Raw genomic sequence first — 23074 nt, 5'->3', positions numbered from 1 at the left:
GCCCTCAGCCTGCCATCCGGCACCGACGACCACGGCGGTGGCGCGCGTCGGGTGGCGCACGGCCGGGCAGAATGTCGCGGTGAGCACCGAGTACAGCGGTACCGGGGACCCGAGACGCAGTATCGAGCTGCTGTGGGGGGTCCGGGAACGGCCGCGGCGGGGACCGAGGCCGCGGCTGACGGTGCCGGGAATCGCGCGGGCCGCGGTCGAGGTGGCCGACGCCGAAGGGCTGGGCGGGCTCTCCATGCGGCGGGTCGCCGAGCGGCTCGACGTCGCCGCGATGTCGCTCTACACGTACGTGCCGGGCAAGGCCGAGCTGCTGGACATCATGGTGGACACGGTCCTCGGCGAGCAGCAGCGGCCGTCGCGGGTGCCCGGCGGATGGCGGGGACGCCTGGAGCAGATCGCCCGGCAGGAATGGGCGCTGTACCGGCGGCACCCCTGGCTGCTGCAGGTGGCGACGCACCGGCCGCCGATGGGGCCGAACGTGATCGCCAAGTACGACTACGAGTTGCGCGCCGTCGAGGGGCTCGGGCTGAGCGACGTGGAGATGGACTCGGTGGTCGCGCTCATCTCCGGCTACGTGCACGGCGCGGCACGGGGCGCGGTGGAGGCCGCCCAGGCCGAGCGGCGCAGCGGCATGACCGACGAGCAGTGGTGGTCGGCGCAGGCGCCGCTGCTGGCGGAGGTCGTGGATCCGGAGCGCTATCCGATTGCGGCGCGGGTCGGCGCGGCGGCCGGCCGGGCGTACAACGCGCCGGCCGCGCCGGAGCACGCCTTCGAGTTCGGACTGCAGCGGGTGCTGGACGGGATCGACGTGTTGATCCGGCGGCGCGCGGCGGCCGGCGACGGGTCGTAGCCGGCCGCCGTCGCGCACCGGTCACTCCCCGGGGCGGCCCTGCTCGGCGAGGAAGCGCTCCAGCTCGGCGGCGAGCTCGTCCGCGGTCGGCAGCGGCCCGGTCTGCTCGGCGAGCAGGTTGCCGCCGCGGCCCCGGACGAACGCGTCGTACTGCTCCTCCAGGGCGTGCACGAGCGCGCTCGCCTCCGAGGTCTGCGCGACCTGTCGGTCGATGTCACCGCGCACGGCCTCGGCCGCCGTGCGCAGCCCCTCGCTCGGCAGCAGCAGACCGGTCGTGCGGGACACCGAGGCGAGCAGCAGCTCGGCGGCGGCGGGGTATTCGGTCTGCGACACGTAGTGCGGCACGTGCACCGCGAAGCCCAGCGCGTCGCGTCCCCGGCGGCCGAGCCGGTACTCGAGCAGGTGCCCGGCGCTGCCCGGCACCTGGACGCGCTGCAGCCACGGCTCGTAGCCGGTGATCAGCTCGCGGCGGGTGGCGTGCGCGGTGACGCCGGCGGGCCGGGTGTGCGGCACGGCCATGGGGATCGAGTTGAGTCCCACGGTCAGCCGGACGCCGAGGCGCTCCACCAGCGCGATGATCGCCGCGGTGAACCGTTCCCACTGCAGGTCCGGCTCGGGCCCACCGAGCAGGAGGAACGGCGTGCCGGCGTCGTCGCGCAGCAGGTGCAGCTCCAGCCGCGGCTCCTCGTAGTCCTCCCAGTGGTCCTCCACGAACATCATCGTGGGGCGGCGGGAGCGGTAGTCGAGCAGCTGGTCGAGGTCGAAGGTGGCGATCGGCTGGGCCGGCAACGTGCTGAGCAGGTGTTGGCGGGCGAGCCGGGTCGCGCTGCCGGCGTCGACGAAGCCGGTGAGCGCCTGGATCAGGACCGGCTGGCCGAGTTCGGGCAGGTCGTCGGCGAGCTCGTAGAGTTCGTGCGGGTCGAGCACCGGTGGCGCCTCCTCGTGACGTGCATGGGGGGATACACCCCGAAGGGGTGAACGCGGCGGCGATCGCTTCCATTCCATTCTCGCGCGCGTGTCGGCGGCCACACGACGCGGGACCCCGAGCGGGTCCACGCGCGACGACAGACGTGTGTGGTCATTCAATGGCGATCGGTCGCCCGGCGGGGTGTCGCGCCGCCGCGGGGCCGGTGTGGGTCCGCCGAAGGGATGAGTCCTTCATGATCACTCTCTGTGTCGTGCGGTTGGAAGGTAAATGCCCGCTTGGGCCGGAACGCGAACCGACGCCGCGACTCCCGTCTTGCCCGGCTCCTACCAGGCAATTCTCTGTTGCTGCTGACTGACCGGTTACTCAGCAGGTCATTGTGGCCAGCGCCACACAATCACTGTGGGTAGCGAGGGTTTCGTCTGCCTAGCCTCGTCAAATGCGAGACGACCACACACTTGAGCACGAGGACGGCGCCGCTAACCCGGTTGACCGTTCGGCCGATGCGCCACGGGCCGAGCGGGTTGACGGCGAGCACCGCGCATCTGCGCGTATGTGGAATCAACTCAGGGACCTGGGGGCCCTGTCGTCACTGTCGAGACTTACGAGGCTGCGGTCGCTTCCGCAGATGCAGGAGATCGGCGACAAGCTCGACCAGCTGCGCGGCAAGGCGGGGCGCGGCCGACTCCTGATCGCCACCGGCGTCATCGCCGCCATGGGCTTCGGCGCGTACGTCGGCGGCCCCGGCCTGGACGCCCCCGCCGACGGCGGCGGCGCCACCACCGTGGCGCAGGCGGAGCTTGGCCGCGACCGCTCCGAGCAGGCCGCGAACCGCTCGTTCGACCGGCAGCCCGTCGGCGAGCAGGAGCAGAAGGCCCCGGCGCGCAAGCCGCAGCCGACCGCCGGGTACGGCGAGGTGGAGATGGAGAACGCCACCGCCATCGTCGAGGCCGGCCAGGAGATGGGCGTGCCCAAGCGCGGTCTCGTCATCGCCGTGGCCACGGCTATGCAGGAGTCCAACCTGCTCAACCGGGCCAGCGAGGTGCTGCCCGAGTCGAAGAACTACAAGCACCAGGGCACTGGCTGGGACCACGACTCGGTGGGCCTGTTCCAGCAGCGCACCAGCACCGGCTGGGGCGCCGTCAAGGACCTGATGGACCCGAAGTACTCCGCGCAGGCGTTCTACAAGGTGCTGATCACGGTGCCCGGCTGGGACCAGATGGCGTTGACCGACGCCGCGCAGCGGGTGCAGGTCTCGGGGTTCCCGTTCCACTACGCCAAGCACGAGGGGAACGCGGAAGCCGTGGTCAACGAGATCCTGTCGGCGCAGAACTCCGCACACTGACATCGGGCGCGCACCGCGCCCCCGACCTGATCCTTCGGTCCGGCCGCCGTCCCGCGGCCGGACCGAAGTGGTATCCGCCGGTCGCCTCACCCGCGCGCGTCGAGCCGCGCCGCCCGGTACGTCACGGCGGCCAGCCTGTTCTGCCCGTCCCGGTCGGGGTGGAACCAGTCCAGCGGGTTGAGCATGTCCAGGCCGAACCGCACCCGGTGGGCGGCGCCGCCGTCGTAGCGGCAGCGCGACCCGTACGCCCGGCAGGCGGCCGCCAGCTGTCGGTTGTACGCGTCGACCCGCGCCCGGAACGTCGTCCGCCGTCGCGCGTCCGTCCCGGCCGTCGAGGTCGGGTTCGCCAGCAGCGCCGGGCAGATCCCGTGCGACCAGGCGCGCGCGGCGCGGGCGTCGGCGTGGCCGACCTCCCAGAGCCGGTACAGGTCCGGGATGCTCACCACCAGCACGCGGGCCCGCGGCAGCCCGGCGCGCAGCACCGCCAGCCCCCGGTCGACGTCGGCCCGGAACGCCGCGACGCCTGTCATGTCCTCGATCCGTCCGCGACAGGCGTCATTCGCCCCGATCAACACCGTCACGTACTCCACGTTGGAGCTCACCGCGCGGCGCGCCTGCCCGGCCAGCCCGGCGGCGCGGGCCCCCGGCACGGCATGATTGTGCGCGTGGCCGCGGATCTTCGGGTTCGCCGCCATGATCCGCCGGTAGTGGCTGTCCACCCGCAGACCGTCTCCTGTGGACCACGAGTTTCGCTGACAGGTGGCGAGCGCGAGGCAGGAGCCGAACCCGGCGGTGATCGAGTCCCCGAGGGCGGCCATCGACGACGGGAGATCGCCGCGCGGGGACCCGCGCGGCGGGCGGGGCCGGGCGCCGCCGTCGCAGGCGAGCGCGACCAGTGCGAGGAGCAGGGCGGTGGCGGTCCAGCGTCGCGACACGGGTCCCCCGTTCGGCGCGCAGAGCAACGGCGAGTTCACTCTACGGCGTTGCGGTGGCTCAGCACATGCCGCGCGGATCCGCCCGCAGCGCCGCCACGAAGTCCGGGAAGGACCGTCGCGGCGACCAGCCCCGCCCGCGCGCCCGGCCGATGTCGAGCACCACGCCGTGCGCGAGCTGGTCGATCGCGTACCGCGTCAGGGTCGGCGGACCGGAGCGCGTCAACCGGGACAGCGCGGTCGCGGCGGCGGCCGCCGCGTACCCGAGCCCGGCCGGGACGTGCCGCACCCGCGCCGGCCGTCCGGTCGCGGCGAGCACCTCGGCGACCACCGCGTCCCGCCGGTACGCCCGCCCGTCCGCCACGTTGTACGCCCCGGCCGGCCAGTGCGGGGCCGCGAGGCAGGCGTCGGCCAGATTCTCCACCGCGGTCAGGCTCAGCGACACGTCCGGGCCGGGCAACAGCACCCGCCCACCGCGCACCGCCCGCGCCAGTCGGGGCAGCAGGTGCGGGTCGCCGGGCCCGTACACGGCCCGCGGCCGCAGCACCACCGCGCCGGCGTCGAGCGCCAACCGCTCACCGGCCGCCTTCGTCCGGCCGTACGCGGTGAGCTGCCCGCCGATCGGGTGCTCCTCCCGGATCGTCCCCGCGCGCACCCGCGGGTCGTACACGCTGGCGCTGCTGACCCAGACGACCGGGCGGTCGCCGGCGGCGTCGAGCAGCCGTGCCGTGCCGTCCACGTTGACCGCCCGGTACGCCGCCTCGGCGGCCCGGCCCGGCGCGGGATCGCCGACCGCGGCGGCCAGGTGGATGACCACGTCCGCGCCGGCCAGCTCCGGCGTCTCGCGAGCCGCGTCCCAGCGCAGGTGCCGCCCGACCGGGCCGGGACGGCGGCCGAGGCAGACGACGTCGGCGCCGGCGTCGGCGGCGGCGCGGGCGACCGCGGAGCCGCAGAAGCCGCTCGCCCCGGTGACCGCGACCCGGACTCCCCGCAGGCCCGTCCCCGCCCCGCCCGGAGCGGCGTCGCCGCGCGGGCTCATCGCGGTCCCGCCCGCAGCTGCAGCGACGCCCAGCCGGGCAGCGCGGCGCGGCGGTCGACGCGGGCCCGCACCACGACGGGGCGGTGCGGCGCCAACGCGGCGAGCGCGTCGGCGAGCTGGGCGCGGGCCAGCGCGGCGCCGGGGCAGGCGTGCGGGCCGGCGCCGAAGACGAGCTGCGCGCGCGCCGCCGGGGCCGGGTCGGCGCAGTCCGGGTCGGTGCGGTGTGCCCCGACCGCGTGCCGGGCGACCAGCAGCAGCCGGTCGCCGCGGCGGACCGGCGCGCCGTCGACGGCGCCGGGGCCGGCGGCGACCCGCGGCAGCAGCGGGCTGGGCGCGGTGACCCGCAGCAGCTCGGCGACGAGCGTCGGGAGCGTCGTCTCGTCGGCGGCCCGCTCCCACAGCCGGTCGTCGGCGCACCACGCCGCCGCGCGCGGGATGGCGGCCACGGTGGTGTTGATCGAGGCGACCGCCAGCACCGCGGCCGCCCCGCCCGGATCGTCCGCCCCTCGGGCCAGCTCGACCAGCCGCGCCGCCGCGGCGCGGGCGCGCCGGCCGCGACCGGGCCAGGGCGGGCCGGGCAGGTGGTCGCGGGCCGCCGCGGCCGCCGCCGCCCGCGCCGCGTCCGCCAGCGCCAGCGGGTCGACGGTGAGCCCCAGCAGCGCGGCCGTGGTCGCCCCGGCCAGCTCGGCCGCGACCTCGACCAGGTCGACCGTGCCGCCGTCGGCCAGCGGCGCCAACCGGCGGTGCAGCACCGCCGACCAGACCGGTCGCAGCCGGGCCACCCCGGCCGTCCCGAGCTGCTCGCCGACCGTCCGCCGGGTCCGGCGGTGCTCCACCCCGCTCTGGTCGAAGAGCATGCCGTCGGCGTCCAGCCGGCGCGCGGCCCCGCCGGTGGTGCCGGCAGCGACCCGGTCCAGCGGCACCCGGGTGAGCGCGGCCCGGAACGGGTCTTCGTCGTGCACCAGCACGGTGCGGCCCAGCCGCAGCGTCGGCGCCCGGCGGGTCGCGGCCAGCAGCGCGAAGAGCACCGGATGACTCTCCAGGTAGACCCGCCGGTCCCGGCGCCGCGCGCGCGAGGAGGCAGGGGCGCCCCCGCCGGCGGCCCCGCCTCGCTGAACGGGCCGGTCGGGGACGGCCCGTCCCGGCCGGCTACGCATCCGCGGCGGCCAGAGCGGCGGCCGCCGCCCGATCGGGCTTGCGGGAGCGACCGGCCAGCGGCACCGGCCGGAACAGCACCCGGTCCGGCCGGGCCGCCCCCATCCGTGCCAGCGCCGGCTCCAGCGCCGCGCGCACCCGCGCGGCGTCCACGCCCGGCTCCGGCTCGACCACCGCGACGAGCCGCTCGTCGCCGTCGCCGGCCGGAACCCCGACCAGCACCGCGAGGCTCACCCCGGGCACGTGCAGCGCCGGCTCGTACAGGCCGGGATAGATGTTCTCCGCGCCCCGCAGGATCATGTCCTTGAGCCGGCCCGCCAGCACCACCCGGTCGCCGTCGAGCCGGGCCGCGTCGCCGGTGGCGACCCACTCGTGCGGCGCCTCGCCGAGGTAGCGGTCCGACCGGCCCGGGCCGGTCAGCAGCAGCTGGCCGGTGTCGTCGAGCCGGGCCCGCACCCCGGGCAGCGGCGCGCCGACGAGGTCGCCGTCGCCGGTGAACGCCGACTTCTCGGCCTCCTCGACGGCGGCGGCCGGAAAGAGCTCGGTCAGGGCGTACACGCACCAGGCCCGCGTGGCGCCGGCCCGCTTGACCCGGGCCAGCAGCGCGGCGCTGACCGGCGCGGAGCCGCTGTAGACCGCGCCGGTCAGCCGGGGCGACTCGGCGAGCAGCGACCGTAGCTGCGGCGGGGTCAGGTAGGTGGCCTGCGGACGCAGCCGGGCCACCTGGCGGGTCAGCACCCGCGCCGACCGTGCCGGCATCGCCACCGGCGCGCCGCTGGCCAGCGACGGCACCAGCACGAAGAACATCCCGCCGAGCACCGGTACGCCGGGCCGCGGCCCGACCAGGCCGGCGACCGCGCGCATCCCGGCGTCGAGCCCGGCGCGGCTGTGCACCACGGCGCGGGGCCGGGTCGTCGTGCCGGAGGTGAAGATGATCACGGCGTCGCCGTCGCCGTCGAACGGGCGCGGGGCCGGGCCACCGCGCGGGGCCAGCGTGGGGGCGCAGCCGGGCAGCCGTCGGCCGGCGGTCACCACCGGGCCGAGCGAGGCCAGGTCGGGGAGCGCGAGCTGGGCGCGCCGGGCCAGCGGGCGGGCCCAGCCGGCGACCGCCTGTGCCGCGGCGTCCGCCACGATCAACGCCGGCCGGGCCAGCGTCAGCCGGGCAGCGAGCACGTCCGGTCCGGCCGACGGGTCCAGCACCGCCACCCGCAGCCCGAGCCGGTGCGCGGCGAGCAGCACCGACAGCGCGCGCGGGCCGGGCCGCACGGCGACCCCGAGCGTGTCGCCGGCGGTCAGGCCGCGGTGGTGCAGCGCGGCCGCGTACCCGTCGGCGAGCTCGGCGAGCTGGCCGCGGGTGGCGCGGACCCGCTCGCGGCCGGAGCGCGTCGCGGCGAGCACCGCCGGGCGGTCCGGGTCGCGGCGCAGCGTCGCCGCGAGCTCGTCGAGCATCAGCGCGGGTCCGGGGTGAGGTCGCCGCTGCCGCGGTCGAGATACCAGTGCGCGCTGCGCCGCAGCCCGTACGCCCGCAGCCGGCGGGTCGAGTTCTCCACCACCATGACGCGACTACGCACGATCTCCGGGCTGGTACGGCGGACCCGGTTCAGGAAGGTCCGGTCGGTGGGGGAGGGGCGCCGCGGCATCCCGCCGGCCGCGAGGTACAGCCGCGCGGTGATCGCCATGTTGTTGCCGGCGTGCATGCGGTACGGGACCAGGTAGCCGGGGCCGCGGTGCGCCGGGCGGATGCGGCCGAACGCCGACGCCGCGGCGACGACGCCCCGGAAGGCGGCCCGGCCGAGCGGACCGTGCTCGTCGCGGCGTGCGGTGATCCGCCCGCACACCATCCCCGCCCCGGCGTCCAGGGCGGCCCGCGCGGCGGCGACCCAGTACGGGTGCGGCAGGCAGTCGGCGTCGGTGCGGGCCAGCAGCAGCGCCCCGTGCGTGATCGCGTGCCGGAACCCGGTGTCCACCGCGCAGCCCACCCCCTTCTCCGGCTCGCGGATCAGGTGCACCGGGAACGGGGCGGTGGCGGCGAAGCCGTGGACCACGTCGGCGGTGCCGTCGGTCGAGGCGTTGTCGACCACCAGCAGGGTGAAGTCGAGGTCGGTCTGGGCGGCCAGCGCGTCCAGCGTCCCGCCGATCCGGCTCTGCTCGTTGTACGCGGGCACCACGACCCAGAGCTCGGTCACGCCTTCTCCCACACCATGGTCATCAGGCTCACGCCGCCGCCGAGCCCCACGAACAGCACCCGGTCGCCGCTGCGCAGCCCGGCGTGCACCCGGGCCAGCTGCACCCCGAGCGTCGCGCTCGCCATGTTGCCCAGCTCCGCCACCGTGACCTCCAGCTTCTCCTTGGGCACGCCGGTCACCTCCACGAACCGGTGCAGGTAGGGGACGGTCACCTGGTGCACCAGCACCCGGGCGTAGTCGTTCCAGTTCAGCCCGGTGCGCCGTCGCACCCGGTCGAGGATGTCCGCGCCGATCCGCTCGAACACCGCGCGCAGCTCCCGGCCGTCGCCCTGGAAGTAGGTGTGCTCGTCGCCGCGCGGATGCCGCGAGCCGCCCCCGGGGATGCCGCCCACCGCCCAGTGCGCCGAGTACGTCTCCGTGTCGATGTCGAGGATGCCGCCGGTCGGCACCGCCTCGACGATCACGGCCGCCCCGGCGTCGCCGAAGGTGTACCCGGCGAACGCGGAGCGGGCCTGCCCGAGGTCCGCGAGCTGCCAGCGCATCGACCGGGTGGGGGTCTCGCCGGTGACCACGAGCGCCCGCCGCGCCCGGCCGGCGAGGATGAACGACCGGGCGGCGTCGATGCCGTTCAGGAAGCTGTTGCAGGCGTTGGTGACGTCCAGCGCGTGCGCCCGGGTGCCCAGCTCCGCCTGCACGATGTGCGCGGTGGCCGGCTCGGCGACGTCGCGGGTGGCCGAGGCGAACAGCAGCAGGTCGATGTCGCCGGGGTCGATGTTCCCGGCGGCCAGCGCCTGGCGCGCCGCCCGGATCGCCAGGGTGGAGGCGTACTCGTCCTCGGCCGCCAGCCGTCGGTGCTCGATGCCGGTCATCGTGGCGAACAGGTTGCGCGGCAGCGGGAACCCGCTGGCGCGGCTGACGCGTTCCTGCAGGTCGGCGGTGCTGAGCTGCTGTTGCGGCAACGCCGCCCCGACGGCGGTGATGCCCACCCGTGCCGGTGTGGGACCGGGGGGCGGTGGGGTAGCGATCATGCTCAGCTTTCCGGAAGGGTGCGGCGGACGGCGGTGCGCCGCGACCAGTGTTGATCACGGCGCGCCCCCGATGAGGTTACGGTGTGCGCGCCACCGGGTAACTCGGCGGTATGGCCGTAAAGTCCCAGCCCAGAGGGGCGAGAGGAACGATCGGACATCCGTACAGCGCCCTGAACCTGCGGCTGTTGCTGGCGACGTTCGGCCTCGTCGTGTGCACGGTGCTCGGCGTGTTGACCGCGCGGGCCGGCCACCCGGCCCCGGCGGTTGTCCTGTTCGCGCTGGCGGCGGCCGCCGCGGTCGACGTGGTGGTGGTGCAGCTGCGCCGGGCCGCGCGGCGGCGGGAGCAACCGGGCGTACGGCACTCGTTGTTCGAGTAGGGACGACGGCGTTCGAGTAGGGACGACGGCGTTCGAGTAGGGACGACGGCGTTCGCGTAGGGACGGCCGGCGGGCACCGCGTAAAAACCCGGACAGCGGGGTAGTTGGCCGGCCATGACGGTCTACGGCATCCACTCCTCGCACGAGCAGATCCATCCGGCCCGGCTGCTCGACGCGGTCGTCCGCGCGGAGCGGGCCGGCTTCACCGCCGGGATGTGCTCCGACCACTTCTCGCCGTGGAGCGAGCGGCAGGGCCACTCCGGCTTCGCCTGGTCCTGGCTGGGCGCCGCGCTGCAGGCCACCCGGATGCCGTTCGGGGTGGTCAACGCGCCCGGCCAGCGCTACCACCCGGCGATCATCGCGCAGGCGATCGGCACGCTGGCCGCGATGTATCCGGGACGGTTCTGGGCGGCGCTCGGGACCGGCGAGGCGAGCAACGAGCACATCACCGGCGAGCGCTGGCCGCGCAAGCCGGAGCGGGCGGCGCGGCTGCGCGAGTGCGTGGACGTGATCCGGGCGCTGCTCGCCGGCGAGGAGGTCAGCCACGACGGGCTGGTCACCGTCGACCGGGCGCGGCTGTGGACGCGTCCGGAGCAGCCGCCGGCGCTGATTGGGGCGGCGGTGAGCGTCGAGACCGCGCGCTGGTGCGCGCAGTGGGCGGACGGGCTGATCACGGTGAACGCCCCGGTGGCGCACCTGCGGCGGGTCGTGGACGGCTACCGTGACGCGGGCGGGCGCGGGCCGGTGGTGCTGCAGGTGCATCTGAGCTGGGCGCCGGACGACGCGCAGGCGCAGCGGCTGGCGTACGACCAGTGGCGCAGCAACGTCTTCGGACCGCCGGTCTGCTGGGACCTGGAGACGCCGGAGCACTTCGACGTCGTCTCCGCCGATGTCACCCGGGAGCAGATCGCCGCGGTGGTGAACGTCTCGGCGGACCTCGGCCGGCACGTCGGCTGGCTGTCCGAGTACGCGGAGCTGGGCTTCGACGAGATCTACCTGCACCACGTCGGGCAGGAGTTGGACGATTTCATCGACGCGTTCGGGACCGAGGTGCTCCCCAAGCTACGCATCACTGGCAACTGACAGCGGATCCGACATTTACGCTTCGCCCATGGAAACGCTGACCGAGGTCGTCGTACTCCTCGGGGTGGCCATGGTCGGCGCGGCCCTGGCCCGCCGGCTCGGCCTGCTCGCCCCGATCGTGCTCGTGGTGGCCGGCCTGGCGCTGTCGCTCGTGCCCGGCTTCCCCGTGGTACGTCTCGACCCCGAGATCGTCCTGGTCGGCATCCTGCCGCCGCTGCTCTACGTGGCCGCCATCCAGACCTCGGTGCCGGCGTTCCGATTCAACCTGCGCCCGATCCTGTTGCTCGCGATCGGCTTGGTGATCTTCACGGCGTTCGCCGTCGGGCTCGTCGTCCACCTGCTGCTGCCCGGCGTGCCGTTCGGCGCCTGCGTGGCGCTCGGCGCGGTGGTGGCCCCGCCCGACGCGGTCGCGGCGACCGCGGTGGCCCGCCGGATCGGGCTGCCGCGCCGGATCGTGAGCATCCTCGAGGGCGAGAGCCTGATCAACGACGCGACCGCGCTGGTGCTGCTCCGGGTGTCGATCGCCGCCGCCGGGGGCGGCGCCGTCGGCATCGGTGACATCGGCGGGCAGGTGCTGCTGGCGGCGGGTGGCGGCCTGGTGATCGGGGCCGTCGGCGCGGTGCTGCTCGGTTTCCTGCACGCCCGGGTGAAGGACCCGGTGCTGGAGAACGCGCTGTCGCTGATCAGCCCGTTCCTGCTGGTCCTGCCGGCCGAGTACCTGCACATGTCCGGCATCGTCGCCGTGGTCGTCGCCGGACTGGCGCTCGGACACCGGATGCCGACGTTGCTGGCCGCCGAGTCCCGGCTGCAGATGAACGCCTTCTGGCGGCTGGTCACCTTCGTGCTGGAGGGGCTGGTCTTCCTGCTGGTCGGCCTCCAACTGCGCGACGTGCTGCGCAACCTGCAGACCGGCTGGCAGACCGCCGCCTGGGTCACGCTGGCGGTGCTGGCGACCGTGATCCTGACCCGGTTCCTGTGGCTGTTCCCGGCGGCCTTCCTCGCCCGGCTGGTACCGCGGATCCGCCGCCGCGAGCCGCCGATCTCCTGGCGCTTCCCGGCCGTGCTCGCCTGGGCCGGGATGCGCGGCGTGGTGACGCTGGCCGCCGCGCTCGCGCTGCCGCTGCAGCTGGCCGACGGCACGACGTACCCGCGGGGGCTCTTCGTCGGCGTGGCCTTCGCGGTGATCGTGGTGACCCTGCTGCTGCAGGCCACCACCCTGCCGGCCGTCGCGCGGCTGCTCCGGCTGCCCCAGGACGATCCCACCGCCGACGTGCTCTCCGAGGCCGCCGTCCAGCACGCGGCCAGCCGCGCGGCGCGGGAGCGGCTGGACGCCACGGCCGACGGGGCGCCCACGGCGGTGGTGGAACGGCTGCGCAAGGTGATCGAGGAGCGCAGTAACGCCGCCTGGGAGCGGCTCGGCGGCGAGGGGCAGGAAACGCCGTCCGAGGCGTACAGCCGGCTGCGGCAGGAGATGATCGACGCGGAACGCGAGGTGTTCCGGGTGGCGCGCGACGAGGGGCGCATCCCGGAGGAGGTGCTGGTCCAGGCGCAGCACGACCTGGACCTGGAGGAGTCACTGCTGCGGCGGAGGGTGGAGCGATGAGCTGTCCGCACCTGCACACCGTCGGGGCCCCCGAGCCGCAGATCGCCGACGCCTGCCAGGACTGCCTGGCCGAGGGGAACACCGACTGGGTACGGCTGCGCGCCTGCCTGACCTGTGGGCACGTCGGCTGCTGCGACTCGTCGCCGTACCGGCACGCCACGCGGCACTTCCGCGACAGCGGCCACCCCGTGATGCGGTCGGTCCAGCCGGGGGAGTCGTGGCGGTGGTGCTACGTCGACGAGGTGCTCGGCTAGCTTCTGCTTCGGCTCCCGCGGTGCGAGACTGATCCATGCCCCGGTGAGGTTTCGCCGTCCGTGCGGCCGGGGTACCGAGGAGTCCCTTTCGCCCCCGGGAGTCTGACGATGACGCAGACCGCCGCAGACCGGTTCCCCACCAGACACGTGCCCGGCGTGGCCGTACGCGACCTGCCCGAGCCCCCGCGCTCCGCGTGGCGCATCATCGGGCCGGGCGTGGTCGCCGCCGGCGTCGGGCTCGCCTCCGGCGAGTTCATCCTCTTCCCGTACATCGCCTCCCAGGTCGGGCTCGTCTTCCTCTGGGCCGCCGCCATCGGCCTGATCACCCAGTGGTTCCTGAACATGGAGATCGAGCGGTACACGCTCGCCACCGGCGAGACCGCGCTGACCGGCTTCTCCCGCTTCTGGCGCCACTGGGGTCTGGTATTTGCGATCATGACCTACTTCGCGAACCTCTGGCCCGGCTGGGCGTCCAGCTCCGCCACGATGGTGACGTATCTCTTCGGCGGCGACGCCGCCTGGATCGCGGTCGGGATGCTGCTGCTCATCGGGGTCACGCTCACGCTCGCCCCGGTCATCTACGTCGCGCTGGAGCGGGTGGAGTTCGTCAAGGTCGGGTTGGTCGTGCTCTTCATCGGGGTGGCCGTGGTCTTCGCGATCTCCGCCGACGCCTGGCGGGAGCTGCCCCGCGCCGTCACCGCGCCCGCGTTCCCGACCGAGCTGGGCTTCGCCCTGATGCTCTCCGCGCTGGTCTTCGCCGGGGCCGGCGGCGGACAGAACCTGGTGCAGAGCAACTGGATCCGCGACAAGGGCTTCGGCATGGGCGCGTACGTGCCGCGGCTGGTCAGCCCGGTGACCGGCCGGGAGGAGGCCGCCCCGGACACCAGCGGGTACGTCTTCGAGCCGACCGCGGAGAACCTGGGCCGCTGGCGGCGCTGGTGGCGGGTGGCCAACTCGGAGCAGCTCCTCACGTTCCTCCTGATCTCCTTCGTCACCATCGGCCTGATGTCGATGCTCGCCTACTCCACCGTGCACGGCGTGCCGGGGCTGGCCAACAGCGTGTCGTTCCTGAACGTCGAGGGGGAGCGGCTCACGGAGTCGGTGGCGCCGTGGTTCGGCACGCTCTTCTGGGTGATCGGCGCGGTGTCGCTCTTCGCGGCCGCGATGGGCATCGTCGACTACACCAGCCGGCTCGCCGCAGACGTGCTGAAGACCTCGTACCTGCGCCGGATGTCGGAGAGCCGGATCTACTTCGGGCTGGTCTGGGGCCTGGTCCTGCTCGGCTGCGTCATCCTGCTCAGCGGCTTCGACCAGCCGCTGCCGCTGCTGGTCATCTCCGCCTGCGTCGGCGGGCTGATGATGTTCCTCTACTCGATCCTGCTGCTGGTCCTCAACCGCCGGGTCCTGCCCGCGCAGATCCGCCCCCGCGCCTACCGCGTGGTCGCGCTGATCTGGGCGGTCGCCCTGTTCGGCGTCTTCTCCGCGCTGACCATCTGGCAGCAGGGCGAGCGCCTGCTCGATTGGCTCCGCTGACCGCCGTTCCCCGTTGATCATGAGGGTCGCGGCGGTCGTCCGGTCCGCCCCGCCGGGATTTTCCCCATCTTGCGGCGATGTCACGGTGATTCACTAGAGACATTCCGGCCCTTCTTTTGGCAGGCTGCCTGCCATGACCCTGAAGCTGCGTTCGGCGGCGGTGACCGACTGCGGGCTGGTCCGGAGCGCCAACCAGGACTCTGTGCACGCCGGGGAGTGGCTCGTCGCGGTCGCCGACGGTATGGGCGGGATGGCGGCGGGCGACCTCGCCAGCGCGATCGCGATCGAGGCGATCGCCGGGCTGGACGTGGCGCTCGGCGACGAGCAGTTGGCCGAGGCGCTGCGCGAGGCGGTCGCGACGGCCAGCGAGCGGATCCGCGCGGCGGTGACCGAGGATCCGACGCGGGAGGGGATGGGCACGACTCTCACCGCGCTGCTCTGCTCCGCCACCGGGACCGCCGTCGCCCTCGTCCACGTCGGCGACTCGCGGGCCTACCTGCTCCGCGGCGGCGTGCTGGAGCAGATGACCAAGGACGACACGTTCGTGCAGATGCTCGTCGACGAGGGAGTGATCACCGCCGAGCAGGCGATGACGCACCCGCGGCGCGCGGTGGTGACGCGGGCGTTGCAGGGCGAGCCGGTCACCGCGGCGTACGGCTCGATGGCGCCGTATCCGGGGGACCGGTGGCTGCTGTGCAGCGACGGTCTCTCCAACGTGGTCCCCGCCGACGTGATCGGCGAGGTGCTGACCGGCTACCCCGATCCGCAGGCGTGCGCGCGCCGGCTGGTGGAGCTGGCGCTCGACGGTGGCGGACCCGACAACGTGACCGTGGTGATCGCCGACATCGTGGAGGGCGCCTAGCCCCGGCGCGGCTGGGCGCGCCGCGTCGGCGTCGCGGTCGTGGGGTCCTCCGGCCAGGGATGGCGGGGATAGCGGCCCCGCAGCTCCGCCCGCACCTGCGGATAACCGGTCGCCCAGAACGACGCCAGGTCGCGGGTGACCGCGACCGGCCGGCCGGCGGGGGAGAGCAGGTGCAGCAGCACCGGCACGCGGCCGTCGGCGATCCGCGGTGCGGTGCGCCACCCGAACGCCTCCTGCACCTTCACCGCCAACACCGGCGCGGCCGGGTCGGTGTAGTCGATCCGTACCCGTGAGCCGCTGGGCACGGTGAGGCGCTCCGGCGCGACCTCGTCCAGGCGGGCGGCCTGCGGCCAGGGCAGCAGCCGGCGCAGCGCCCCGGCGACGTCGGCGCGCGCCAGATCGGCGCGGCGACGCGCCGCGGCCAGCTCCGGCCCGAGCCACCGCGTCGCGCCGTCGAGCAGCGCCTCGTCGTCCACCCGTGGCCACGGCTCGCCGAGCGCCTGCCGGCAGAACGCGAGCCGCTCGCGCAGCGCACGCGCCCCGGCGGTCCAGTTCAGCAGAGCGAGGTTGGTCCGACGCAACCCGTCGAGCAGGGCGGCGGCGACCAGCGTCGGATCGGGCCGGTGCAGCGGGCGGTCCACCAGCGCGATGGCGCCCAGCCGGGTCACCTCGCGGGCCACGACGTCCTCGTCCGACCAGGCGACCTCCTCGTCGGTGCCCAACAGCGGCGCGCCCGCCTCGCGCGCCGTCGCCTCGTCGACGACCGCGGCGAGCCGGATCTGCGCGTCCCGGCGGCCGGGTGGCCGGTCCGCGGCGGCGACCGCGAGCCAGGTCGCGCCGGCCAGCGCCGAGGCCGGCGGCAGCTCGGCGGCGGTGCCGCCGGCCATCAGGTACGTCCGACCGCCGGGCTGGCGCACCCGGCCCAGCCGCTCGGGGTACGCGAGCCCGACGACCAGCCCGGCCGCCAGGTCGTCGGGGAGTCCTCGGCGGTCCGGCTCGTCCCGCGGCGCCGCCTCGGCGAGCCGTCGCACCTCCGCGCGCCACCGCGCGGCGGCCGGGTGAGTGCCCGCGCGCAGCCCGCGCCAGATCGCCACGAGGTCCCCGCCGGAACCGCCCGCCACGTCCTCGGCGAGCAGCGCGACCACCTCGGCCGCGCGCCGGGTGCCGGTCGCGGCGGCGCCGTCGAGCAGGGCCCGCGCCAGCCGGGGCGGGGCACCGACCGCCGCGATCTGCCGTCCGCGCGGCGTGACCCGGCCGTCGCCGTCGATCGCGCCGAGCGCGGCAAGCGTGTGCCGGGCGAGGTCGAAGGGCGCGCCCGGCGGGGGATCCGGCAGCGCCAGCCCCGTGCCGTCGGGCGTCCCCCAGCAGGCGAGCTGCAGCGCGAACCCGGTGAGGTCGGCGATCGCGATCTCCGGCTCGGCGTGCGGGGGCAGCCGCTCGTGCTGCGCCGCCGACCAGCAGCGGTAGACCCGACCCGGCGCCTCCCGGCCGGCGCGTCCCGCGCGCTGCTCCGCGCCGGCGCGCGAGACCGCCACCGTCACCAGCGCGCCGAGCCCGCGGGCGTGGTCGGTGCGCGGCACCCGGGCCAGCCCGGCGTCGACCACGACCCGGACGCCGGGCACGGTGAGGCTGCTCTCGGCCACCGCGGTCGCCAGCACCACCCGGCGCTCCGGCCCGGCCCGCAGCGCCTCGTCCTGCCGCTCGGCGCTCTGCCGGCCGTGCAGCGAGATCACCCGCACCGGCGCGGTCGGGTCGGCGAGGCGCCGTTCGACGGCGGCGATCTCGCCCGCACCCGGCAGGAAGACCAGCACATCGCCGTCGTCGTCGCGCAGCGCCCGGCGCACCGTGTCGGCGACGTGGTCGAGCAGCCGCGGGTCCACCCGCAGCCCGTGCGGGGCGTCCACCGGGCGCGGCGGGGGAGCCCAGACCACGTCGACGGGGTGCAGCGCGGAGGGCGCGGTGATCACCGGGGCCCCGCCGGCGGGCTCCAGGAGCGCGGCGAGCCGCCCCGCCTGCGCGGTCGCGGACGCGGCGAGCAGGCGCAGCTCCGGGCGGAGCGCGGCGCGGACGTCGAGGGTGAACGCGAGGGCGAGGTCCGAGTCGAGCTGCCGCTCATGGACCTCGTCGAGCACCACCGCGGCGGTGCCGGGCAGCTCCGGATCGCGTTGCAGCCGCCGCACCAGCACGCCGGTGGTCACCACCTCGACGCGGGTGGTGGGGCCGACCCGGCGCTCGCCGCGCACCGTGTAGCCGACCGTGCCGCCGACGGGCTCGCCGAGCAGCGCCGCCATCCGGCGCGCCGCGGCCCGTACGGCCACCCGCCGGGGTTCGGCGACCACGATCCGCCCGGTCAGCGCGTCGGCGAGCGCCAGCGGCACGAGTGTGGTCTTGCCGGTGCCGGGCGGGGAGACCAGGACCGCGCTGCCGGCGTCGCGCAGCGCCCCGACCAGCTCGGGCAGGACGCGTCGGACCGGAAGGTCGACGGTGGCGCGATCGGTCAGCACCGGCCCAGTCTCGCGTACCGGCGGGCGAGTTCCGCGATCAGCGTCGGTCGAACCGCGCGCACTCGACGACGGCGGCGGACTCGGGTGGCAGGTCGACCGCGTCATGGGTGAGGCAGACGCCGAGTTCGGTGGCGAGCAGCACCCGGCGCGGCACGCCGGCGACGTTGACGCGGCGCGGCGTACGCCCGAGGTTCGCGACGACGACCCGGCTGCCCCGCCGGACGGTCAGGAAGTGATCACCCCGGCGTACGCCGTCCGGGCGGACGGGCGCGGTGCCGAGTTGCGGCTCCCGGCGGCGCAGCGCGATCAGGTCCCGGTAGAGCCGGAGCAGCTCGCGCTGCGCCGGCCGGTCCCGCTCCGACCAGTCCAGCGGCACGGCATCGGCGTGCCGACCCGTCGCGGCCGACCAGCGCGGCGCGGCGCGTCCCGCGCCCGCGCCCACCATCGCCGGTTCGGCGACGTGCCGCTGCTCGTCGACCGGCGTCGCACCCCATTCCTCGCCCATGGTCAGCACCGGGATCGCCGGTCCGGTGAGCAGCAGGGTGGTGGCCACCCGACGCAGGCCGCGGGAGAGCGTCGTCGCGCCCTCCCGGCCGACCGGATCGTCGACGTCGAGCGCCGGCAGCCCGGCCGCGGGCCGGCGGGCGAGCACGTCGGTGAGGCCGCGCAGCGAGGCGAAGTCGCGCTCCGGGTTGGCGGCGCCCGGCGCCGGGGCCTCGGACGGGACCACCAGCCGCGCGCCGTCCACATCGGAGTCCACGATCAGCGACAGCGGCCGTCCGAGCTGCACGGAGAGCACCGTGACCTCGGCGGCGAGCTGCGCGTACAGGCGGTTGATCGCGGCGTCGGTAGCGCGGCCCCGGATCCGCACGCGCAGCCCGTCCAGGTGGTGTTCCCGCAGCCGCCGCGCCACGGCCGAGACGAGCGCGTGCTGCGCCGCGTCGGAGTCCGCGTCGAACCGCTCGTGCTCGACGTGCAGCACGACCCCGAGCCCCCGGGCGTGGGCGGCGTCGACGAAGGCGGGGAGGTCGGGCGAGGTGTCGACGCCGCGCAGCTCGACCACCTCGACGCCGAGGTCGCCGAGGTGGGGGAGGCGGTCGACGGCCGCCGCGACCGTGCCCTGCGGGGTGAAGGTCGGCAGCCGGAGCCGGTAGAGGACGCCGCCGCGCAGGTCGTGACCCGCGCGCGTCCGTCCCGCACCCGCCCCGCGCGGCCGGGCCACGCCAGCGGCGGTCACGCGCCCGTCCGGGCCGCGGTCACCTGCATGTCAGCCTCCGATGCCGTCCGGCGAACTCTCATATTCGTAACTGCCGAGATGGATACCGCGACGCGGTTGTCCGGGGCGGGCACGACAACGGGCGGCCGGCTCGCGGCCAGCCGCCCGTCGACGTCGCTTCTGCTCAGTAGTCCTCGCCCAGCTTCCCGCGCAGCTTGCCCAGCGCCCGGGCGAGCAGCCGGGAGACGTGCATCTGGGAGACGCCGATCTGCTCGGCGATCTGCGACTGCGTCAGGTTCCCGTAGAACCGCAGCGTCAGGATCTTCTGCTCGCGGTCGTCGAGGGTCGCCAGCGCGGGCCCGAGCGCGACACGCAGCTCCGCCAGCTCGTACTCGCCGTCCTCGGCGCCGAGCATGTCGCCCAGCTCGGTCGCCCGCTCGCCGTCACCGGTCGGCGTGGAGAGGGAGACGGCGTTGTAGGCACGCGCACCCTCCAGCCCCTCCAGGACCTCTTCCTCGGTGAGCCGCAGGTGGGCGGCGATGTCGGCGATCGTCGGGGACCGGCCGAGCGTCTGCAGCAGCGTGCTGTTCGCCTCGGAGATGCTCAGCCGAAGCTCCTGCAGCCGCCGCGGCACCCGGATGTCCCAGGTGCGGTCGCGGAAGTGCCGCTTGAGCTCGCCGATGATCGTGGGGATGGCGTAGCCCGCGAAGTCGACGCCGCGCGAGGGGTCGAACTTGTCGACGGCCTTGATCAGGCCAACCGCCGCGGTCTGCATCAGATCGTCGGTCGGCTCGCCGCGCCCGCTGTAGCGGTGCGCCAGGTGCTGTGCCAGCGGCAGCCACGCCTCGATCGCGCGCGCCCGCAGCGAGGCGCGCGACGGGTGGTTGGCGGGCAGCGCGGCCATCGCGTTCAGCAGGTCGGTCGCGCTGTCGGAGAGCGCGGTGGGGTCGAGCGCCGGCGTCTTGGTCTCCGGGAGCTCCGTCTCCCTCATGCGCGTCGTGCTCGTGGCGGTCGCGGTCATGGTGGTCCTCCCTGCACCTCGTCCGCAGATATGAAAGGTGGTTCTTTTGCATGTGCCAGTTCGGCCGTTCGACCTGAACACTAGCCGCATCGTCTAGGAGAAGTCCAGCCGAAAGTACGATGTATAAAGCTCGTGTCCTGGCATGAAAGCGGAGAAATCGGGCGGGCGAGATGTGCCCGACGGGCGCCAACGGTGCCGCCGGTCGGTACCCGACCGCCGACCGCCGCCCGCGTTCGGGGGACGAATCCCGCCGCGGCGGGGGGCACACGCCGCCCGGCGACCGGACCGGGCGCGCCGCGCGCGCCGCTGGGACCAGCGTTCGGATGATCTCGGGAGACGCTGGTCACCAGGGGGTTTTCCCTGCTGTGGCTGGGTATCTGGAGGATCGGGTCGCGATATTCCCGCCGGACGCCCATCGCCAGATGGGCTCTTTTCGACAGCGGCCCGGCGAGGTCGACGAAGCCCTCACCCCCGCGAACCGGGCCGCGACGCAGGCGGGCGCACCGAGATGCGAAGCCGCGGCGAGGTCGCCGGCCCACACACAGTCGACGCGCAAGCCGAGGAGGTCCCACGATGACGGCCACCACCCCCGACCGCCAGCAGAGCTACGGCGCCCAGCCGGTCGAGAGCGAACAGGGTCTGCTGCTGACCGTGCTCATGATGGTGCTGCTCGGCGTCGTGGGGGTGTTCCTCGTTTCCTGACCGAGTCTGCCTCCTGACCCGTCCCCGCCTGACCCGTCGTCCCCCGTCGGCGCGCCCTCCCCGGCCCTCGCGGGGAGGGGCGCGGGGCGCGGGGTCAGTGGGGCTCGGGCGCGCCGTCCGAGTGCGGCACCCGCGCCGCCGGCACCACGCCGAGCCGTCCGGCCTGGTAGTCCTCGAACGCCTGGATCAGCTCCGCGCGGGTGTTCATCACGAACGGCCCGTAGTGCGCCACCGGCTCCCGGATCGGCTGCCCGCCCATGATGTACAGCTCCAGCGCCGGCGTGTGCGAATCCTGCCGCGGGTCCGCCGTGAAGCGGAGCGCGTCGCCCGGGCCGTGCACCGCGAGCTGGCCGGTGTGCACGGGCCGACCGTCGACCCCGACGGTGCCCCTGCCGGCCAGCACGTACAGCAGGGCGTTGAAGTCGGCGCGCCAGGGCAGCTCCACCTCCGCGCCCGGCTGCACGGTGACGTGGGTGATGGTGATCGGCGTGTGGGTCGAACCGGGGCCCGCATGGCCGGCGATCTCCCCGGCGATCACGCGCAGCAGCGCGCCACCGTCGGGCGTGGTGAGCAGCGCCGACTGCCTGCCCCGGATGTCCTGGTAGCGCGGCGGGCTCATCTTCGCCACGCGCGGCAGGTTGACCCACAGCTGCAGGCCGTGGAAGAGCCCTCCGCTCATGACCAGGTGCTCCGGGGGCGCCTCGATGTGAAGCAGACCACTGCCGGCCGTCATCCACTGGGTGTCGCCGTTGGTGATCGTGCCACCGCCGCCGTGCGAGTCCTGGTGGTCGAAGATCCCGTCAATGATGTACGTGACCGTCTCGAAGCCGCGGTGCGGATGCCAGGTGGTCCCCTTCGGCTCGCCGGGCGCGTAGTCGACCTCGCCCATCTGATCGAGGTGCAGGAAGGGGTCCAGCTCGTGCATCGGCACGCCGGCGAAGGCCCGGCGGACCGGGAAGCCCTCGCCCTCAAAGCCGCTGGGCGCGGTGACGAGCCGGCGTACGGGTCGGTACGTGGTGGCGGCCCGGTCGAGGCGCGGCAGGCGGGGCAGGACGAGGACGTCGTCCACGGTGATGGCGGGCATCGTTCCTTCTCTCAACTGGCGGCGCGATCGCCGCGCGGTTCTCGGCTGTCGGCGTGCTCGTCGCGCGGTTCTCGGCTGGCGGCGTGCTCGCCGCGTGGCCGGGTGGTCGCGGTGTGGTCGCGGAGTCGGTCGCCGAGACGGGTGAAGACGCGGGTCAGGGCGGCCACCTCCGCCTCGTCGAGGTCGTCCATGAAGCGCGCGCGCACCGCGGCGAGGTGCTGCGGCGCGGCCCGGCGGAGCGCGAGCAGGCCGGCCGCGGTGAGCACCGCCTCGCTGCCCCGGCGGTCCTGCGGGCAGCTCTCCCGGACGACGAGGCCGCGTCGCCGCATCGAGCTGATCTGGTACGTCAGCCGGCTCGGCGAGAACACCAGCCGACCGGCGAGTTCGCCCATGCGCAGCCGCTGCCGCGGCGCCTCGGAGAGCAGCACCAGGACGTGATAGTCGGCCAGGCTCAGCTCGCTGCCCTCCCGCAGCTCATCCTCCAGCGCGGTGAGCAGCCGCTGGCTGGACTCGATGTACGCGCGCCAGCACGTCATGCGCGCCGCGTCCAGTCCCTCGACCATGCGGACACGATAGCATCATTCAAATCTGAAATACCTGTTCCGCTCGCCACAGCTCCCGACGGGCGGCAGCGGTCGTACGAAATTGAACGATTGCGGCCCGCGACCGGGTCCCCGCGCGCCGCGGTGAATCACCGCGGTGGGGGCAGCCCGGTTTGCCACACTGTCGGCCGTGCAGAACCTCGAGCTCACCGGCCCCGACCTGCTGCTGCGTCCGTGGCGCGACACGGACGCTCCGGCCGTGCTGCGCGCGTTGCGCGACGCGGAGATCGCGCAGTGGAACCCCGGCCCGGTGACGGTCGAGCCCGACCTCGATACGGCGCGGACCTGGGTCGAGCGGCGCGCCGACTGGTCCGCCGGCGACCACGCGTCGCTCGCCGTCACCGATCCCGCCACCGGCGCGGTGCTCGGGTCGGTCTCGCTGCACAGCGTCAGCCCTGCGCTCGGCAACGAGTCCATCGGCTACCGGAATGCGGGCTAGTGCTCCGCCCTTCAGGGCGGGGGTGAAGGCCCGCGCTGGGCGGGCCACCCAGGCCTGAGCAGTGCTTTAGGTCGGGCGGTTCTGCCGCTCGATGTACTGCTTCACAATGCTCGGCGGTGCGCCGCCGACGGACCCCGCGAAGTACGAGCCCGACCAGAACACCTTGTGCCGGAATTTCGTCACGAAGACCAAGTGGGCGTGCATAGCAAACGCGCGGTGTCTACCAGTGTGAATGCTTTCGAGTTCAGTCATAGATGAACGTTATAGTCGTCGCGTGCAGCTGCGGTACAACTACCGCGTCTACCCGACGCCGTGTCAGCAGGGA

The 23074-nt window shown here is 74.7% G+C and carries 22 protein-coding genes and 1 pseudogene; 10 read left to right on the top strand and 13 right to left on the bottom strand.

The features are described from left to right. The first annotated feature begins 79 nt into the window (after positions 1 to 79). On the top strand, positions 80 to 859 hold the full coding sequence (locus tag BLW47_RS06105; RefSeq protein WP_091554524.1) for a TetR/AcrR family transcriptional regulator: 780 nt from the start codon (positions 80 to 82) through the stop codon (positions 857 to 859). Between the two features lie 21 nt (positions 860 to 880). Here the strand turns inward: BLW47_RS06105 and BLW47_RS06100 are convergent, their stop codons facing one another. Further along, positions 881 to 1786: a proteasome assembly chaperone family protein gene (locus BLW47_RS06100; RefSeq protein ID WP_091552734.1), complete on the bottom strand. Its 906-nt coding sequence runs from the start codon at positions 1784 to 1786 to the stop codon at positions 881 to 883. Positions 1787 to 2412: 626 nt separating this feature from the next. Here BLW47_RS06100 and BLW47_RS06095 point away from each other — a divergent pair. Then, positions 2413 to 3129: a hypothetical protein gene (locus BLW47_RS06095; RefSeq protein WP_091552731.1), complete on the top strand. Its 717-nt coding sequence runs from the start codon at positions 2413 to 2415 to the stop codon at positions 3127 to 3129. An 86-nt stretch (positions 3130 to 3215) separates the two neighbouring features. On the opposite strand, the gene BLW47_RS06090 is transcribed toward BLW47_RS06095, so the two are convergent. The 6 genes from BLW47_RS06090 to BLW47_RS06065 all read right to left on the bottom strand — a co-directional run bounded on the left by BLW47_RS06090 (position 3216) and on the right by BLW47_RS06065 (position 9427). Next, a complete protein-coding gene (locus tag BLW47_RS06090; RefSeq protein ID WP_091552729.1) occupies positions 3216 to 4064 on the bottom strand; it encodes an SGNH/GDSL hydrolase family protein in 849 nt (282 codons plus the stop codon). Positions 4065 to 4122: 58 nt separating this feature from the next. Continuing rightward, positions 4123 to 5100, bottom strand: a complete 978-nt coding sequence (locus BLW47_RS06085) for an NAD-dependent epimerase/dehydratase family protein (protein ID WP_091552727.1) — start codon at positions 5098 to 5100, stop codon at positions 4123 to 4125. Next, entirely contained in the window at positions 5097 to 6128 is a 1032-nt protein-coding gene (locus BLW47_RS06080) for a cytochrome P450 family protein (RefSeq protein ID WP_245736460.1), read from the bottom strand. The genes BLW47_RS06085 and BLW47_RS06080 overlap by 4 nt, the downstream gene beginning before the upstream one ends. A gap of 121 nt (positions 6129 to 6249) precedes the next feature. Continuing rightward, entirely contained in the window at positions 6250 to 7704 is a 1455-nt protein-coding gene (locus tag BLW47_RS06075) for a class I adenylate-forming enzyme family protein (RefSeq protein ID WP_091552725.1), read from the bottom strand. Beyond that, the gene (locus BLW47_RS06070; protein WP_091552722.1) at positions 7704 to 8441 is read right to left on the bottom strand and encodes a glycosyltransferase family 2 protein; all 738 of its coding nucleotides are present in this window, start codon (positions 8439 to 8441) and stop codon (positions 7704 to 7706) included. Before BLW47_RS06070 ends, BLW47_RS06075 begins: the two co-directional genes overlap by 1 nt. Next, complete coding sequence (locus BLW47_RS06065; protein ID WP_245736458.1) at positions 8438 to 9427, bottom strand: 3-oxoacyl-ACP synthase III family protein; 990 nt, start codon at positions 9425 to 9427, stop codon at positions 8438 to 8440. The genes BLW47_RS06070 and BLW47_RS06065 overlap by 4 nt, the downstream gene beginning before the upstream one ends. A 152-nt stretch (positions 9428 to 9579) precedes the next feature. Between BLW47_RS06065 and BLW47_RS06060 the strand changes: the two genes are divergently transcribed. From BLW47_RS06060 to BLW47_RS06035, 6 genes are all read left to right on the top strand, one after another. After that, complete coding sequence (locus tag BLW47_RS06060) at positions 9580 to 9846, top strand: hypothetical protein (protein ID WP_091552716.1); 267 nt, start codon at positions 9580 to 9582, stop codon at positions 9844 to 9846. Between the two features lie 114 nt (positions 9847 to 9960). Next, positions 9961 to 10929 carry a TIGR03885 family FMN-dependent LLM class oxidoreductase gene (locus tag BLW47_RS06055; RefSeq protein WP_091552713.1) on the top strand — a complete coding sequence of 323 codons (969 nt, stop codon included), beginning with the start codon at positions 9961 to 9963 and terminating at the stop codon, positions 10927 to 10929. 28 nt (positions 10930 to 10957) lie between these two features. Further along, positions 10958 to 12532, top strand: coding sequence for a Na+/H+ antiporter (locus BLW47_RS06050; RefSeq protein ID WP_091552711.1), 1575 nt, complete (start codon positions 10958 to 10960; stop codon positions 12530 to 12532). Then, positions 12529 to 12786, top strand: coding sequence for a UBP-type zinc finger domain-containing protein (locus BLW47_RS06045; RefSeq protein WP_091552709.1), 258 nt, complete (start codon positions 12529 to 12531; stop codon positions 12784 to 12786). Before BLW47_RS06050 ends, BLW47_RS06045 begins: the two co-directional genes overlap by 4 nt. 108 nt (positions 12787 to 12894) lie before the next feature. Continuing rightward, a complete protein-coding gene (locus BLW47_RS06040) occupies positions 12895 to 14319 on the top strand; it encodes an Nramp family divalent metal transporter (RefSeq protein ID WP_091552707.1) in 1425 nt (474 codons plus the stop codon). A 133-nt stretch (positions 14320 to 14452) separates the two neighbouring features. After that, a complete protein-coding gene (locus BLW47_RS06035) occupies positions 14453 to 15181 on the top strand; it encodes a PP2C family protein-serine/threonine phosphatase (protein ID WP_091552705.1) in 729 nt (242 codons plus the stop codon). On the opposite strand, the gene hrpB is transcribed toward BLW47_RS06035, so the two are convergent. From hrpB to BLW47_RS06020, 3 genes are all read right to left on the bottom strand, one after another. Then, a complete protein-coding gene (gene hrpB, locus BLW47_RS06030; protein ID WP_425435367.1) occupies positions 15178 to 17682 on the bottom strand; it encodes an ATP-dependent helicase HrpB in 2505 nt (834 codons plus the stop codon). The two genes, BLW47_RS06035 and hrpB, sit on opposite strands and share 4 nt — an antisense overlap. 40 nt (positions 17683 to 17722) lie before the next feature. Further along, on the bottom strand, positions 17723 to 18922 hold the full coding sequence (locus BLW47_RS06025; protein ID WP_091552700.1) for an alpha-amylase family protein: 1200 nt from the start codon (positions 18920 to 18922) through the stop codon (positions 17723 to 17725). 163 nt (positions 18923 to 19085) lie between these two features. Then, positions 19086 to 19922, bottom strand: a complete 837-nt coding sequence (locus BLW47_RS06020; protein WP_425435348.1) for a SigB/SigF/SigG family RNA polymerase sigma factor — start codon at positions 19920 to 19922, stop codon at positions 19086 to 19088. A 573-nt stretch (positions 19923 to 20495) separates the two neighbouring features. Between BLW47_RS06020 and BLW47_RS25770 the strand changes: the two genes are divergently transcribed. Continuing rightward, positions 20496 to 20624: a hypothetical protein gene (locus BLW47_RS25770; protein ID WP_281247240.1), complete on the top strand. Its 129-nt coding sequence runs from the start codon at positions 20496 to 20498 to the stop codon at positions 20622 to 20624. Between the two features lie 94 nt (positions 20625 to 20718). Here the strand turns inward: BLW47_RS25770 and BLW47_RS06015 are convergent, their stop codons facing one another. After that, on the bottom strand, positions 20719 to 21708 hold the full coding sequence (locus BLW47_RS06015; protein WP_091552694.1) for a pirin family protein: 990 nt from the start codon (positions 21706 to 21708) through the stop codon (positions 20719 to 20721). Between the two features lie 95 nt (positions 21709 to 21803). Beyond that, positions 21804 to 22271: pseudogene (locus BLW47_RS06010) on the bottom strand (MarR family winged helix-turn-helix transcriptional regulator); the annotation flags it as partial. 169 nt (positions 22272 to 22440) lie between these two features. On the opposite strand from BLW47_RS06010, the gene BLW47_RS06005 reads away from it, so the two are divergent. Further along, positions 22441 to 22749 (top strand): GNAT family N-acetyltransferase, encoded by a 309-nt coding sequence (locus tag BLW47_RS06005; RefSeq protein WP_245736452.1) that lies wholly within the window; start codon positions 22441 to 22443, stop codon positions 22747 to 22749. 66 nt (positions 22750 to 22815) lie between these two features. Here BLW47_RS06005 and BLW47_RS06000 read toward each other — a convergent pair whose 3' ends face one another. Beyond that, complete coding sequence (locus BLW47_RS06000) at positions 22816 to 23001, bottom strand: transposase (protein ID WP_091552688.1); 186 nt, start codon at positions 22999 to 23001, stop codon at positions 22816 to 22818. Positions 23002 to 23074 lie beyond the last annotated feature (73 nt).

Source organism: Micromonospora pattaloongensis, assembly GCF_900107255.1.
Taxonomy (GTDB): Bacteria; Actinomycetota; Actinomycetes; order Mycobacteriales; family Micromonosporaceae; genus Micromonospora_I; species Micromonospora_I pattaloongensis.
This window is presented reverse-complemented; position numbering and strand designations above follow the sequence as displayed.

Bases quoted from the DNA above. Each gene is read 5' to 3' on its own strand.
- BLW47_RS06085 (WP_091552727.1), bottom strand. From the start codon at position 5,100: ATGAGCCCGCGCGGCGACGCCGCTCCGGGCGGGGCGGGGACGGGCCTG.
- BLW47_RS06045 (WP_091552709.1), top strand. From the start codon at position 12,529: ATGAGCTGTCCGCACCTGCACACCGTCGGGGCCCCCGAGCCGCAGATC.
- BLW47_RS06040 (WP_091552707.1), top strand. From the start codon at position 12,895: ATGACGCAGACCGCCGCAGACCGGTTCCCCACCAGACACGTGCCCGGC.
- BLW47_RS06015 (WP_091552694.1), bottom strand. From the start codon at position 21,708: ATGCCCGCCATCACCGTGGACGACGTCCTCGTCCTGCCCCGCCTGCCG.
- BLW47_RS06000 (WP_091552688.1), bottom strand. From the start codon at position 23,001: ATGACTGAACTCGAAAGCATTCACACTGGTAGACACCGCGCGTTTGCT.
- BLW47_RS06020 (WP_425435348.1), bottom strand. From the start codon at position 19,922: ATGACCGCGACCGCCACGAGCACGACGCGCATGAGGGAGACGGAGCTC.
- BLW47_RS06060 (WP_091552716.1), top strand. From the start codon at position 9,580: ATGGCCGTAAAGTCCCAGCCCAGAGGGGCGAGAGGAACGATCGGACAT.
- BLW47_RS06035 (WP_091552705.1), top strand. From the start codon at position 14,453: ATGACCCTGAAGCTGCGTTCGGCGGCGGTGACCGACTGCGGGCTGGTC.
- BLW47_RS06095 (WP_091552731.1), top strand. From the start codon at position 2,413: ATGCAGGAGATCGGCGACAAGCTCGACCAGCTGCGCGGCAAGGCGGGG.
- BLW47_RS06055 (WP_091552713.1), top strand. From the start codon at position 9,961: ATGACGGTCTACGGCATCCACTCCTCGCACGAGCAGATCCATCCGGCC.
- BLW47_RS06075 (WP_091552725.1), bottom strand. From the start codon at position 7,704: ATGCTCGACGAGCTCGCGGCGACGCTGCGCCGCGACCCGGACCGCCCG.
- BLW47_RS06050 (WP_091552711.1), top strand. From the start codon at position 10,958: ATGGAAACGCTGACCGAGGTCGTCGTACTCCTCGGGGTGGCCATGGTC.
- BLW47_RS25770 (WP_281247240.1), top strand. From the start codon at position 20,496: ATGACGGCCACCACCCCCGACCGCCAGCAGAGCTACGGCGCCCAGCCG.